We start from the raw sequence: 14,792 nt of genomic DNA, 5'->3' as shown, positions 1-14,792 counted from the left end.
CTAAAAACCCTGCTGTTCTGGCAGGGTTTTCTTATGACTAAAAGAAATTGATGAGAATAAGTTAACTGAATGAAATATGCGTTCTTCATGTTGGGCCTGACATTCAGCCCTTTAAGTTTTTCTAGCGAAATTAATCCAGACATCCAGCATTATATCGCTCAGGCCGAAACTCAGCGTCTGGATCAGAGCACTACCTGGCAACGTCTCATGTATGCCAATCCCCAAGGTCATAGCGAGGTTAACTATTCGGGCTATTTCCTGGCAGAGCAGGGAAAAACTGATCTAAAAAAAGAAATGCAGCATAACATTCAGGCTTTATTCCTGAGCACAGAGCCGAATCAGTCCGTCCGCTGTAAGTTTCCTGCACGCAGCAGCTGGTTAATGCAGCAATTGAATATTTCCGAGCAACAATTGCCTGCGGTCAGTTGCCCGGATTTGGATAAATGGATTGGCGAGGTCAAGCCTTATCAGGCAACCCTGATCTATGCCACGGATTTTATGGGTAATCCCAGCTCGATGTTTGGTCATACCTTGTTGCGTCTGGACCCTAAAGACCAGCAACAACTCAATCTGATTTCTTATGCGGTCAACTATGCTGCGACGGTCGATGGCAATGACAACTGGTCCTTTGCCTGGAAAGGGCTGACTGGACAATATCCGGGTGAATATTCACTGATGCCGTATTACCGCAAGGTCAAAGAGTATGGTGACTTCGAAAGCCGGGACTTATGGGAATATGAATTAAACTTAAGCCCGCAAGAAACCAGATTTCTGGTACAGCATCTCTGGGAAATGCAAAATGTAAGTTTCCCTTATTATTTTATCAGTGATAATTGCGCTTATCGCTTACTGGGACTGTTTGATCTGGTACGTCCCGAGCTGAATCTACAAAAACAGTTTAATTCGACTGCGATTCCGATTGAAACACTGAAAGTCGTAGAACAACAGGGCTTGATCAAACAGAAAGTTTACCGTCCAGCGCTTGAAACTCAATTGCTGGCTCAGTCCAGACAGCATGGTAAAGCACTGGCAAAAACTGCACATCAGCTGGCTTATGCAGAAACAGGTGTAATGTCTTCCATTTTGCAAACTTATCCGGCAGAAGATCAGGCCAAAATTTTGGAAATGGCCTATGATCATTTATATCTGGACTTTCTTCGACAAAAAGTTGATGAATCTTTTGCTCAGCCACGTTTCCGCAAGTTATTAGGCTTAAGAAGTCAGCTGGATATCGAGAAACAGCGTAAAGCGCCTGAACGTCCAAAAATAGATCCGGTACAAAGCCATCATGCACGGAATATCAGTCTTCAGGCCGGACAGGTTCAGGGAGAATCCTTTGTCCAGCTTGGACATCGGCAGGCTTATCATGATCTCATCGACCCGCAAGGCGGTTTTCGAACCGGCACACAATTGCTGTTTCTAGATGGGGCTTTGCAATATCGTGACAGTGAGCTCAAGCTGGAACATCTGGATCTATTTACTGTCAATTCCTATAACCCGGTCAATCCGTTTAATACGCCGTTATCCTGGGGTTTTAATCTGGGCTGGCAACAGGAGGCACTGGATGCGCATGGCCAGTTTAGTGAAGATGAGCAGCATGGCGTCGCCAGCTTAAAAACTCAGGGCGGTTATAGCTGGGCAAATGCCAGCCGTGAACATCTATGTTATGCACAAATGCAAACTCAGCTACAGGCAGGCAAGGCACTTGATCAAGGCTGGCGCGTAGGTGCAGGCCCTACTGTGGGGTGCCAGAATATCTGGAGCGATCAGATCAACAGTCTGGTGCAGGTGGAACTGCCTTATTGGGAGGATTCGCATCGCTGGCAGCTGAAACTGAATACTGAACTCCAATATGCATTCAATCCACAACATGCACTTCGGCTGTCTTGGGAATATCAGCAACAGCAGTCCAAAGACTGGGATCAATGGAGTCTTGGTTTGATCCGGTATTTTTAAGATTGAGTTAAAACTGATCAGCACTATTCATAAAGTGCTGTGGTATCCATGAGGCTACTGTTCGGTTTTCCCTTGTATAAAAAGATTGGCTGGGTTTGGTACAAATAATCTGATCGATATTTTAGGAAAAATACCTGATATTTGTTATATTTGTCACATAATTTGAGTAAAAATAGCAAGGTTTTGGGGAACAGACAGTATGAATAATGAATGCATGGCAAGACTGGCCGAGCAATGGGAACAGATCTGTCAAAATTATTCATCTGATGACTTATTGCATGCCTTTCACTTTATTCAAGATCATTCCCTGATTCTGGTGGAAGAATTCTATAAAAACATGCTCATTGAAAAGGAATCTGCAGAATTCTTTTCTGATGACTTGATTCAACAGCGCTTGCGCGACACTTTAAATGCCTGGCTACTTGAAAGCTTTAGTGTGGGAATTAATAAACGCTATGCCGATGCCGTGCAGAAACAGGCGATGGTGGGGCATGTGCATGCGCGTGTCGGAATTCCATCCTGGCTGATCATGCGCGGTGTACGTGAAATTGAGCGTAAAATGTTTGAACTGCTGGATGAGAATCCTCACCACAGTATGTTGACTACCTGCAGTTATATTGTCCAGATCATGGGATTTGCCACAGAAGTCATGTGCCGATCTTATGAAGCTAAGACAGCCATGAATCAGGAAATTAAACACAGTTATCGTGTTTTTTCAGCGATGCAGGATGTGGCCGTACAAAAAGATAAACAGCGTAGCTCATTACTGGACTGGGAAAATGAACTCATGTTCAAAGTCTTTTCTGAGCATGAGAAATTGAATCATCCGATGTTGTCCAAGTCTGAGTTCGGTTTATGGTTTATCCATAAAGCCTCTTATGCTTTTACCGGTTCTGATCAGGTCGATTTAATCATTGAACGAATTTATCAAGTCGATGAACTTAATCAGGATATTATGGACTGTACGGACAAAAACAATATGCTGGGACTGATCCAGCAGATCCGTGACTTGAACCGCGAAATTCAGTTGTTGGTAGATCAGTTATTTCAGGTGGCCGAATATATTGAATCCGGTAATGATTCATTGACCCAGTTATTGAATCGTCGTTATTTGAATACGATTATTTCACGTGAAATCACTTTTTCCCGTAAGAATCATACGCCTTTGTCTTTACTTGCCATTGATGCTGATTATTTCAAAAGTATTAATGACAAATTCGGACATGCAGCAGGTGATCTGGCCTTGAAATTTCTGGCCGAAGCATTGCAAAAATACAGTCAGGGCAGTGATTATGCTTTCCGGGTCGGCGGTGAAGAGTTTTTGCTATTACTGGTGGATACTGATGAGAAACGTGCCCTGAATATTGCCGAAAGTATTCGTAAATATATTGAAAATGGCATGATTAATTCGGCACAAGGCCAGCAGTTTAAATTTACGGTCAGTATTGGTTGTGTGCTTTATGATGGACATCCGGATTATCAGCGCTTCCTGAATGCGGCAGATTCTGCCTTGTATATGGCGAAGAACAACGGGCGTAACAGAGTTTATATGGCTCATCAGTCCTTGAACCCTGTCGCACAGCCACTCTCAGTTTAAATGAAAGGTTTTTAGCCAGTTGCAGACTGCTGCTCTATAAATTCCTGAAATTTCTGTTTTTGCTGGAGATATTCGGGATGATTTTTAGCTTCCTCCCATTTCTGTTTAAAGATTTTGGCAGCAGCGGCTTTAACCGGATCTTCATGATTACGTGGCAGCTCGGAACGGCCATGCGCACCACTCAAGCCTTTTTTATCCCCCGGAACCGGGCCATCGTATTTTTTGCCACCTTTATGATTGGCATAACGTCGGGCACGGGTGAAACCCATCTGTAAAAACTTGCGTGCCATGTCCGCACCGATAAAATCTTCTTGTTTTAAATAGTCCAAAAAAAGCTGATAGATTTTCTCACTGCTAGCTTGTGCTTTTTCTTCATCTGCAAAGCGCCAGTGTGGCAGGATTTCTGATTTATAAGGCTCAACCAATAATACACCTTGTTCACCACGGCCAATCCGGTAGAGCTCCGGTCGTTTGCGGAAATTAACCTTTGCAAAGTCCAGAGAATAATCAAAACTATTCGAAACTACACGTGACGGACGTTTTGGTGGAGCTATTTTGGCAGATGGCTTCATATTCGGCCTTTTCTGAAATTTAAAATTATTCGATATTTCAGCTAATACAAATTATAAAAACGAAAGGACAAGATACAGAAAAGCCCCTGTCTTCTAGAGCTAGGGGCTTTTCATTTTACTTCGATTTTTTCGAACTGGTCTTCGAGGTTTTAGCCTTGGTTGACTTGCTCTTAGAGGAGCTGCTCGACTGCTTTTTAGCAGGTGCCGATTTTTTTGAAGAAGACTTTTTCACTTTAGTGTCGTCTTTACTCTTGTTGCTGCTTTTTGCTTTAGCCGGTTTTTTCGCGGAAGAAGTCTTTTGGTCTTTCGCTTTATCACTGGCTTTTGAGCTCGAATTTTTCTTTGCCTTCACTTTTTCATCTTTGCTGGCATTGTCTTTTTTAGAAGATGCCGCTTTAGATTTACTGCTCGCCGCTTTTTTGGTAACTTTGCGATCACTGTCTTTATCACTGCTTTTATTCGACTTTTTCAGTTTCTCATCTTGAGTCTTTTTAGCAGTTTTTGCTGATTTTTTGCTGTCTTTCGCCTGGTTATTTTTGCTATTCGCCATGGTTACTTTCCTTATCATTAAAAATCAATCAGAAAGATATAAAGCGCTTTGCTGTATATCAACTTCAAATTACTTTAATGGGAGAGCGGCAGGATTAAAACTTTATCGTGTATCCAAGTGTATGCTTGTTGCAAACACAAGCAAGAATTGTTTGAGTTCTAGACTGAAACATAGCAAGTTTTGGGACAGGTCTTTAAACCCTGTTACCAGGTGTTATTTATAGCAAGTGAGCTTTTGAATTAAGTATTGATATCCTCTTCCTTCAAAAGCAAAAAACCCCGAATGATCGAGGCTTTGAGTAACTTATTTTTAAGCTTTAATAATTAATAGCTTTCTGGAACCGCACTTAAAAATTCACGACGTGTTTCTTTGTCGGTTTTAAAATCACCAATAAATGATACCGTACGTGTGGTTGATTCCTGCTTGCCTACACCGCGCATCATCATGCACATGTGCGCAGAATCAATCATTACTGCAACACCGCGTGCTTTGGTGACTTCAGCCACTGCTTCTGCAATTTGCTGAGTCAGATTTTCCTGAATCTGCAAACGGCGTGCAAACATTTCAGTAATACGGGCAAATTTAGACAGGCCTAAAACATGACCTTCTGGCAAATAGGCGATATGTACGCGGCCATAAAATGGCAATAAGTGATGCTCACATAGCGAATAAAATTCGATGTTTTTGACCAGTACCATTTCACGGTTATCGGAAGGGAAGACCGCCTTGTTGGTCACTTCTTCAAGTGTCTGGCTATAACCCGAGGTTAAATATGAAAATGCTTTCGCAGCGCGCACAGGCGTATCTTTGAGACCAGGGCGATTTAGATCTTCGCCAACGGCAGTAAGAATGTTTGCGTAGGATTGCTGCATAGTCATATGACGTATTCACTTAAACTGAGAATGAACAAGGACGGCATTGTAGCAGAAAACTTTTACAATGCCTTGTTTTGAGGCTAAAACCGTTTACTGTTTGAACTTTGGATTCTTTTCTGCACGTTTGAGCAGAACCAATACCGCACCGGTACCGCCTTGCTTTTCAGGTGCACTGACAAATGCCAAAACATCGCGATGCTGGCGCAGCCAGCCGTTGACATAGGTTTTTAAAATCGCTTCCGGGCCTTTGCCATGTACGATTTTAATCACGTTCTGGTTTTCATCTTTGGCGATCTGGATAATCTGCAGCACGGCTTGACGCGCTTCTTCCACGGTACAGCCATGCAGATCCACAGCTTCAAACCAGCGCAAGTTACCGGCTTTCAAGTCTTCAAACACTTTATGCTGCAAGGTGGCGATGCGATAGCTCAAGTTGGCCTGACTGCCGACAGGATTGAGCATGGCCTGAGTATCTGATAAAGCCATTGCCTCTGTTTCCAGCGGGCCAGTAGCCGCTGCACGCTTTGCCAAGATTTGTGCATCCGGCTTTTTCTTGCGTGGTTTGTCCAGTTGAACCGTATTTCCCGATTCAATTTTTTGTACGCCCTGCATTTGCTTGCGGAATAATTCCAGTTCTTCTAACGCTTCTTGCTCGACAGTCTTTTCAACAGGTGCAGCAACGACCGCAGGCGTTTGCGGTTGTGTAATTTGCTTCTTAAAAGATTTCAGCAGATTGTACTGATCTTTAGATAATGAAGAATCGTGTTTACTCATAATGTAAAAACAAGGGAGATGCGGAATTTACAAGAATTATAGTCTGAAAATAGACAAAGGAGAACTGAATTGCGTTCATGACATTGCTGAGGATTTTAAATACGCTCGAGAATCTATGATCTACTTTTCAATATTGAAAATAAAAAAGCCCAATCCTGAGATTGGGCTTTTTTAATGCTTAGGTGAGCATTTACATTTTAAACCGCTTCAGGCTCACCAAACAGATCGCGGAAAGCATGATCCGGACGTGGTTGTTTCATGAAGCTTTCGCCGACCAGAAAGGCGTGAATATCATTTTTCTGCATCATCGCAATATCCGCAGGTGTGGCAATACCACTTTCAGTCACCAGCAGGCGTGAAGGGTCCAGTAATTTTTTCAAACGTAATGATGTGTTTAAATCCACATCAAAGGTTTTTAAATTACGGTTATTTACACCGAGCAGACAACGATCAGAAAGTTTTAAAGCACGGGATAGTTCTTCTTCATCGTGAACTTCAACCAGTACATCCAGATGATGTTCAAATGCAGTTTTAGACATTTCTTCTAACTGCTGATCAGACAGGCAAGCCACAATTAGCAAGATACAGTCTGCATGCAGAGCACGTGCTTCGATAACTCCATAAGGATCGATCAGAAAGTCTTTGCGCAGTGCAGGCAGGTCGCAATGTGAACGGGCAATCTGAATGTTGTCATCGTGACCCTGGAAAAAGTCTACATCGGTCAGCACCGATAAACAGGCTGCACCTGCCTCCTGATACTGTGCTGCAATTTCCGCAGGGTTAAAGTTCTCGCGAATAATGCCCTTAGATGGCGAAGCTTTCTTAATTTCAGCAATGACGCCCGGACGTTTCGAGAGTAAAGACTGGGCAAAACCACGCACAGGTGATGCACCTTGTGCCAGTTCTTCCAGATCTTTATAACTTTTCTGCTTTAAACGTAGGGCAAATTCTTCTTTTTTGCGGTCAACAATTTTACCTAAAATTGTGTTTGCGATATCCACCATGATCAAAATCCCTGACCGAATTAAGCTTCGTAATGTTTAATGGTTTTGGTAAATTCAGACAGCACACTCATTTTTTCAAGTGCCTGACCGCCGTAGATAATGTCATGTGCCAGTGCAACACCTTGCTTATAGCTGCTGGTTAAACCGGAGACATAAATACCTGCGCCGGCATTCAGCGCGATCATGTTCGCTGCTTTATCACCGATGTCTGATTTCTTCTTGCCCAGCGCATCTTTGATCAAAGCCAGACTTTGCGCAGAGTCTTCCACAATCAGTCCGGTCAGGGTTTGCGACTCAATATCGACCGATTCAGGAATAATGTCCCATTCCGTGACTTCGCCATTTTTCAGTTCAGCGACATGAGTTGAAGAGGCTATACTGATTTCATCCAGACCATCACGTGAATGCACTACCATCACATGTTCAGCACCGAGCTGTTTCATGACTTCGGCAATAGGACGACAGAGTTCATTAGAGAATACGCCAATGACTAAACGATTTACTCCAGCCGGATTCGTAAGCGGACCAAGTAAATTGAAAATGCTGCGAATCCCTAGTTCTTTACGTGGACCGATTGCATATTTCATGGCTTGATGATGATTCGGTGCAAACAGGAAACCGACACCAACGTCACGGATACAGCGTTCAGTCTGCTGCATATTCAGGTCCAGATTAATCCCGGCCTGTTCCAACAAATCTGACGAACCTGATTTGGTCGAAACGCCGCGGTTACCATGTTTGGCTATAGTTGCACCGGCTGCTGCGATCACGAATGCAGAGGCAGTAGAAACGTTAAACAGGTTTTGACCGTCACCGCCTGTGCCGACGATATCGACCAGATAAGGAATGTCACTGACATCAATTTTAGTGGCAAGTTCACGCATGACACGTGCAGCTGCGGTAATCTCATCAATGCTTTCGCCTTTAAGACGTAAGCCCATCAGCAGGGCACCAATCTGGGCATCGGTCGCTTCGCCTGACATGATGGCACGCATCACGTCTTGCATTTGATCCTGAGTCAGGTGAATGTTTTTAGTAATATTGCTTAAAGCTTGTTGAATATTCATAAGGTGTTCTTAGGCATAAATTTCGAGAAAGTTTTTAAAGATTTGATGACCATGCTGGCTCAGAATCGATTCGGGATGGAACTGCACGCCTTCGACCGGCAATGTCTTATGTTTCACACCCATAATTTCTTCCATAGAGCCGTCAGCTTCATTGGTCCAGCAGGTCACTTCCAGACATTCGGGCAAGGTGGCTTGATCAATCACCAGTGAATGATAGCGCGTTGCAGGAAATGGAGAAGGGAGATTGCTGAAAATCCCGGTATCACTGTGGTACATATCAGACAGACGGCCATGCATGACACGTTTGGCACGCACGATATCACCGCCAAATGCCTGCCCAATACTTTGATGACCAAGACAAACGCCCAGTAAAGGAATTTTGCCAGCAAAATGCTGAATGGCAGGAATAGAAATTCCTGCCTCACTTGGCGAGCACGGGCCGGGGCCAATCACTAAATACTTAGGTTGCCATCGCTCTATATCTTCCAATGTCACGGCATCATTACGGACTACTTTTACTTCTTGATTCAGTTCGCCAAAATATTGGACGATGTTATAAGTAAAGGAGTCATAGTTGTCGATCATTAAAAGCATGAGCTTAACCTATTGAAATTAATGCACTTAACTGTGCTAATGTTGTCCAGATCGTACTTTATTTATACGTGTTGCAAGCACTTGCCTGACACAACTAAATCATTGATTTCATTGTGTGAAAATAAAGCACGCTTCATCATAGCAAAAAATAGCCCCATTCGGCGCAACAATTTCGATCAATTTATTGGCTTTAAAAACCTATAGAAAATTAAATAAAATTTTAATCATGATTTAAAGTAATAGGCTTACTCAGAGAAAGTTTTAAACGAATATTTTTTAGAGTAAAACTTAAAAATGAAAAAATGAGATCAAAGAGAGGTAAAATGCTTGATGAAAAAAACATCACTTGAATAATTAAGCTTTATATAAACTTTTCTATTGAAAGTAGATTTAAAGAAAATGCCTCATAATAGGCATACAATCCCAAATGAATCGCAAAATTTTCTTTACTGATATCTACCAAAAAACGCTCAATTTTTAGCCAAAAACAAGTAAAAACATAACAAAAGTAAGAAAAAGCAGCATATTTGCTATAAAAAGCTATGTTTCTCATACATCTTTATAGATACATGCACTATTTAGGTGCGCTAAAAAATAAAGCTGAAATAAAATAAATGAAGAATGCTTGAATATGGTGCATTTAGTTTTGCAGCTAGTATAATAGCCGCAAAGTATTTTTGTCACTTCATGATTTCTTATAAAGATTTCAAGATTTTATCTATACTTTTAAAAGTTGGTACGGTAATTGCTTAATAACTATCAACTGCTAACACGCACTTCACGGGTGCAACAAAAACATCGGAGCAAAATGAGCATGGCGAACAAGGTCCTTCAACTCATACAAGAAAGTGGCGCAAAATGGGTCGATTTTCGCTTTACTGATACCAAGGGTAAAGAACAACACGTCACTTACCCAGCAGACAGTATTGATGAAGATACATTTGAAGACGGCAAAATGTTTGACGGTTCTTCAATTGCAGGTTGGAAAGGCATCGAAGCATCGGACATGATTTTACGTCCGGATGCGGCAACAGGTTTTATCGACCCGTTCTTTGCAGAGCCAACAGTTGTTGTAACTTGTGACGTAATCGAGCCATCAACTGGTCAAGGTTATGATCGTGACCCACGTTCGATTGCGCGCCGTGCAGAAGAATATTTGAAATCTACCGGTATCGGTGACACTGCATTCTTTGGTCCAGAACCAGAATTCTTCGTATTTGACGAAGTAAAATGGGAAATCGACATGTCTGGCGCGCGCCATACATTGATCGCTGAAGAAGCTGCTTGGTCAACTAACAAAGACTACGAAGGCGGTAACTCTGGTCACCGTCCACGCGTAAAAGGCGGTTACTTCCCAGTTCCTCCTGTAGATTCTTCACATGACATGCGTGCAGACATGTGTGCGCGTATCGAAGACATCATGGGTCCAGGTCGTGTAGAAGTACATCACCACGAAGTTGCTTCTTGCCAGTTAGAAATTGGTGTGAGCTTCAACACTATGGTGCGTAAAGCAGACGAAGTTCAACAGTTCAAATATGCGGTTTGGAACGTTGCGCATCAATATGCAAAAACAGCAACCTTTATGCCTAAACCAATGGTGGGTGATAACGGTTCTGGTATGCACGTGCATATGTCGATCTCTAAAGACGGCAAAAACCTGTTTGCTGGTGATGAATATGCAGGCCTTTCAGAAATGGCGTTGTACTTCATCGGTGGTGTAATTAAACATGCTCGTTCTTTGAATGCGATCACCAACCCTTCTACAAACTCGTATAAGCGTTTGGTTCCACATTTCGAAGCACCGATTATGCTTGCTTACTCAGCGCGTAACCGTTCTGCATCTATCCGTATTCCTTACGTGTCTAGCCCGAAAGGCAAGCGTATTGAAGCGCGTTTCCCAGATCCAATGATGAACCCGTACCTAGGTTTCGCGGCATTGTTGATGGCTGGTCTTGACGGTATTCAAAACAAGATCCACCCGGGTGAAGCTGCTGACAAGAACTTGTACGATCTTCCTCCTGAAGAAGAAGCGAAAATCCCTACAGTGGCGCATAGCCTGGATATGGCGCTTGAAGCACTTCAAGCGGATCATGATTACCTGTTAAAAGGTGGCGTGTTCACGAAAGAAATGCTTGATGCTTATATCGAGCTTAAAACTGAAGAAGTTCGTCGTCTAAACACGACTACTCACCCAGTTGAATTTGATATGTACTACAGCTTGTAATTCATCACGAATTAAAGCGAAGAAAACCCGCGCATGTCGCGGGTTTTTTTGTATCATCTATTTATAATTTTAAATGATTGATGGGCTTAAATGGCACAACGTAAAAAGCACACCAGCTTTTATCCATGGATTGATCCAAAAGATCATAACAAAGGTTTTAAGTTGAACTTCTCTGAAGTGACTTATCTTGAAGTGGGGCGGACCCCCGAGGGTTATAAGCAGGCTCAATTTGTGGCGCTGAAAAATCCTGAAATAGCGCTGGATTATGCTTATCCAGAATCATTTTATTTGAGTGCTGAAGGTTTTATTTTAATTAAAACCCCACAAGGCAAATATGAAATCATTGCAAAAACAGATAACTGTTAACAATGAATAGTCGTTCTAGAAATCAAAATCAGCGTGTGTTGCTGTCAACTCTGCCTGCTGAGTTAAAACCGTGGCTGTATGCATCGGGTTCACTCACGCAACAACTGACCGATTTGGCGCAAGGACAATTCCATGTCGAGCCAATTCAAGAGCATTTTCAGCGTTTAAGCTTTGCCAATGCCAAATGGATGCAGATGTCACATCAGCATACTTCCTGGGTGCGTGAAAGTTATCTCTACGGCTCGGAACAGTCTCCTTGGGTGAAAGCCAAAAGCATCTTTCCGATTTTAAGCCTGCAAAAAAAAGCCCGAATTTTTCAGCATATTGGCACCAAACCGATTGGCTGGTTTCTGTTTCAGCGCACTAATCCACTGTGCCAGCGCCGGGTGGTACTTTTAGATGAGGGCTGGACCCGTCAGAGCTGCTATACTTGGCACGGCTGTAAATTTATCGTACAAGAAACATTTTTACCGGCATTTGAACACTTTATACAAAATTCACGGGCTTGATTTTTATGGCAACCGCACAAGCAATCACCTGGCGTGAGCGTCTTAGCGCCTATTATTATCTTTGTCGTTTTGATAAACCGATTGGGACTGAACTGGTTTTTTGGCCTACCATGTGGGCGCTGTGGATTGCAGCTCAGGGCATGCCACGTATTGAAATTTTAATTCCCATGATTTTGGGTGTGATTTTTATGCGGGCGGCAGGTTGTGCCATTAATGATTTTGCTGACCGTAAAGTCGATGCACATGTGGAGCGTACTAAAAACCGTCCGCTAGCGACTGGGATTATCAGTGCCAAAGAAGCTGTGATGGTATTTCTGGTTTTGGTGTCTGCCAGTGCCTGCCTACTATTTTTTCTGCCAATCGAAACTTTTTACTGGTCATTTGGGGCTTTATTTTTAGCGTTTATTTATCCTTTTATGAAGCGCTATACCCATTTACCTCAAGTCTTTTTGGGTGCAGCATTTTCCTGGTCGATTCCGATGGCTTATACCGCAGTTGGACAAACGCCGGATTTAACCTGCTGGCTTCTATATTTTGGTAATCTGGCCTGGACCGTAGCCTATGATACCCAATATGCAATTGCAGATCGTGAATACGATTTAAAGATTGGGGTGAAATCAACCGCGATCTTATTTGGTCGATATGATATTCAGATCATTAGCGCTTTGCAGGCCATTAGTATTCTTTTGATTGCTGTAGCACTTTGGCTAGAAAATTTACTGATTCCATTTGGTTTGGCTGCATTAATTGTTGTCGCTCTCGATTTTATTTACCAATGGTTTAAAACTCGAGATAAAAATCCACATTTGTGTTTCTGGGCGTTTAGGCATAACCGCTGGATTGGATTCATAATCTTTTCTGGAATTTTTCTGGCTCTTTGGTACTAACCATCTATCGGCTAATAACAAAAGCGTCCTATAAGGATGCTTTTTTTTATGCTTAATTTTGAGTGATCTCGATAAAAAGAGATAGGGAATAACAATAAAAGGATAGAAATATGCAGAATGGTTATAAGAAATTAATGTTGGGCGTACTGTGTTCTTCAGTACTGTTTTTATCTGCGTGTGGCGATGATGATAACAATGATATCTTTGTCCCCCAGCCAAAGATTTTTTTGAGTGAACAAGCCTATACCAAGGATGTCATAACCCAAGCATCAAGTATTCGAGTTATGCGATATAACATGCCAAATGTGCAGGGAAATACAGCAGAAGCTACAGCATTGGTTATCTATCCTAGAACTCCACAACCGAGAGACGGTTGGCGTGTAGTGGTGTGGGAGCATGGAACTGTTGGGAGTGGTGATAGCTGTGCACCAAGTTCAAATATTCTTAATCCACGGTTTAAAATAATGGCCGAGAGTTTACTCGCCAAAGGTTATGTCATCGTTGCACCTGATTATGAGGGTTTAGGAACTCGAGGGATTCATCCTTATCTGCATTTAAAGAGTGCCGCACAATCTGCAATCTATGCAGTGAAAGGGTTTAAGCAGCAGCAAGGCGATAAATTTAATGGTGCATGGGTATCTGTGGGGCAATCACAGGGTGGACATGCATCTTTGGGTACAGCAGAGTTTGCAGGGAATGATCCAAATTATAAAGCAGCAGTTGCAGCAGCACCTGCATCTAGTTTGGGCTATATTATTGGTACAGTTGCACCGCAAGCTTTAAATAAATTGATTTTAGGTGAAGGTGCTGGTGCCGTTCAACCAGGAACTGCGAAAGCTGTTTATTCAGAACTTCTTGCCTATGCAGCCTATGTCGGTGTTGGAATAAAAGCCTATGAGCCAAATTTTGCTTATCAAGATATCTTTGAAAGCACATCTGAGCTGGTTGCAGAACGTGCTGAAGGTACTACTGGTGAAAATGGTCTGTGTTTAGAAAATTTAATGACAGCTTTTAGTACGGATATAGATCAATGGTTACAGCAAAATCCTGGGAAAACAGTGGTGGACTATCCAGGGCTGACTGATAATTTTGATCAAAATTTATCTGTGAAAAATTTCTTAAGGGATAATCAGCCTGCTACCAAAAAAATAAATGTACCGGTAATGATTATTCAGGGTAAAGAAGATATGGCAGTACCTTATGATGTTACAGATGCCTTGCAAAAGAATTTGGCGGCTTTGGGTACGGATGTGACTTTCCTAGGAGTTGATGGTGCATCACATACTCAAGCAATCGTTTTAAAAAATACAGAGCTTGTAGAATTCATTGAAGAAAATATGCCAGCGAAGTAAAAATAAAAGCGAAGATATTAAAAGGAGCTAGGGCTCCTTTTTTATTTTCGCATTTTCAAAATTTGAGCAAGAGCTTTAATTTGTTATAGTAGGGGTGAAAGTTAAATGATTGTCAAAGCAGGTTTGTTATGTCCGAGCAGCCACAGCCCCGCAGTATAAAAAAGCTATTGATCTTCGGTACGCTTGCACTTTGTATTCCGGTATTTTTAATTAGTATGGCATTTCTTGCAGTGAATAGTGATGCTAAAAATCAGGAAAAATACAAGCAGCAGCAGGCAGATATGATTGCACGTATTGAAGCACGAGAAGCTGCGGAAAAGCTCAAAGCAGAGCAGGATGCTAAGGCAAATTCAATACAAGCTGCGTCTGAAAGTAGTGCAACAGCACCTTAATCTATCTAAAATCCCTTTGCACTTGTCTAATACTGCAAATGTCTGTGTAGTAGATAGTTGCTCATTTGTCGAA

Annotated in this window: 15 protein-coding genes; 8 read left to right on the top strand and 7 right to left on the bottom strand. The window is 42.3% G+C overall.

Annotation, left to right across the window (positions count from 1 at the left end):
- Window positions 1–69 precede the first annotated feature (69 nt).
- Together AC13CK_RS04780 and AC13CK_RS04775 are read left to right on the top strand one after the other, a co-directional pair.
- On the top strand, window positions 70–1,956 hold the full coding sequence (locus AC13CK_RS04780) for an Lnb N-terminal periplasmic domain-containing protein (RefSeq protein ID WP_425877928.1): 1,887 nt from the start codon (window positions 70–72) through the stop codon (window positions 1,954–1,956).
- A gap of 199 nt (window positions 1,957–2,155) precedes the next feature.
- Window positions 2,156–3,553: a diguanylate cyclase gene (locus tag AC13CK_RS04775; RefSeq protein WP_253148672.1), complete on the top strand. Its 1,398-nt coding sequence runs from the start codon at window positions 2,156–2,158 to the stop codon at window positions 3,551–3,553.
- A gap of 11 nt (window positions 3,554–3,564) precedes the next feature.
- Here AC13CK_RS04775 and AC13CK_RS04770 read toward each other — a convergent pair whose 3' ends face one another.
- From AC13CK_RS04770 to AC13CK_RS04740, 7 genes are all read right to left on the bottom strand, one after another.
- On the bottom strand, window positions 3,565–4,125 hold the full coding sequence (locus AC13CK_RS04770; protein WP_425877930.1) for a DUF4385 domain-containing protein: 561 nt from the start codon (window positions 4,123–4,125) through the stop codon (window positions 3,565–3,567).
- Window positions 4,126–4,240: 115 nt separating this feature from the next.
- Window positions 4,241–4,675, bottom strand: a complete 435-nt coding sequence (locus tag AC13CK_RS04765; RefSeq protein WP_004646396.1) for a hypothetical protein — start codon at window positions 4,673–4,675, stop codon at window positions 4,241–4,243.
- 323 nt (window positions 4,676–4,998) lie between these two features.
- Window positions 4,999–5,547, bottom strand: a complete 549-nt coding sequence (gene folE / locus AC13CK_RS04760; RefSeq protein WP_004730181.1) for a GTP cyclohydrolase I FolE — start codon at window positions 5,545–5,547, stop codon at window positions 4,999–5,001.
- Window positions 5,548–5,640: 93 nt separating this feature from the next.
- Window positions 5,641–6,324: a Smr/MutS family protein gene (locus AC13CK_RS04755; protein ID WP_005246851.1), complete on the bottom strand. Its 684-nt coding sequence runs from the start codon at window positions 6,322–6,324 to the stop codon at window positions 5,641–5,643.
- 197 nt (window positions 6,325–6,521) lie between these two features.
- Window positions 6,522–7,328, bottom strand: a complete 807-nt coding sequence (gene trpC / locus AC13CK_RS04750; RefSeq protein ID WP_425877933.1) for an indole-3-glycerol phosphate synthase TrpC — start codon at window positions 7,326–7,328, stop codon at window positions 6,522–6,524.
- Window positions 7,329–7,348: 20 nt separating this feature from the next.
- Window positions 7,349–8,395: an anthranilate phosphoribosyltransferase gene (gene trpD, locus AC13CK_RS04745; protein WP_180037816.1), complete on the bottom strand. Its 1,047-nt coding sequence runs from the start codon at window positions 8,393–8,395 to the stop codon at window positions 7,349–7,351.
- Between the two features lie 9 nt (window positions 8,396–8,404).
- A complete protein-coding gene (locus AC13CK_RS04740) occupies window positions 8,405–8,989 on the bottom strand; it encodes an anthranilate synthase component II (protein ID WP_004646400.1) in 585 nt (194 codons plus the stop codon).
- 808 nt (window positions 8,990–9,797) lie between these two features.
- Here AC13CK_RS04740 and glnA point away from each other — a divergent pair.
- From glnA to AC13CK_RS04710, 6 genes are all read left to right on the top strand, one after another.
- Window positions 9,798–11,213 carry a type I glutamate--ammonia ligase gene (gene glnA, locus AC13CK_RS04735; RefSeq protein ID WP_004279641.1) on the top strand — a complete coding sequence of 472 codons (1,416 nt, stop codon included), beginning with the start codon at window positions 9,798–9,800 and terminating at the stop codon, window positions 11,211–11,213.
- 90 nt (window positions 11,214–11,303) lie between these two features.
- A complete protein-coding gene (locus AC13CK_RS04730; RefSeq protein ID WP_004279642.1) occupies window positions 11,304–11,579 on the top strand; it encodes a hypothetical protein in 276 nt (91 codons plus the stop codon).
- 2 nt (window positions 11,580–11,581) lie between these two features.
- A complete protein-coding gene (locus AC13CK_RS04725; protein ID WP_155861875.1) occupies window positions 11,582–12,088 on the top strand; it encodes a chorismate--pyruvate lyase family protein in 507 nt (168 codons plus the stop codon).
- A gap of 5 nt (window positions 12,089–12,093) precedes the next feature.
- Window positions 12,094–12,975, top strand: coding sequence for a 4-hydroxybenzoate octaprenyltransferase (ubiA, locus tag AC13CK_RS04720; RefSeq protein ID WP_253159093.1), 882 nt, complete (start codon window positions 12,094–12,096; stop codon window positions 12,973–12,975).
- 110 nt (window positions 12,976–13,085) lie between these two features.
- Window positions 13,086–14,327, top strand: coding sequence for a lipase family protein (locus tag AC13CK_RS04715; protein WP_253113860.1), 1,242 nt, complete (start codon window positions 13,086–13,088; stop codon window positions 14,325–14,327).
- A gap of 128 nt (window positions 14,328–14,455) precedes the next feature.
- Window positions 14,456–14,719 carry a hypothetical protein gene (locus AC13CK_RS04710; RefSeq protein ID WP_253175248.1) on the top strand — a complete coding sequence of 88 codons (264 nt, stop codon included), beginning with the start codon at window positions 14,456–14,458 and terminating at the stop codon, window positions 14,717–14,719.
- The last annotated feature ends 73 nt before the right edge of the window (window positions 14,720–14,792 follow it).

The sequence above is a fragment of the Acinetobacter sp. L-24 genome, assembly GCF_056857555.1.
This window is presented reverse-complemented; position numbering and strand designations above follow the sequence as displayed.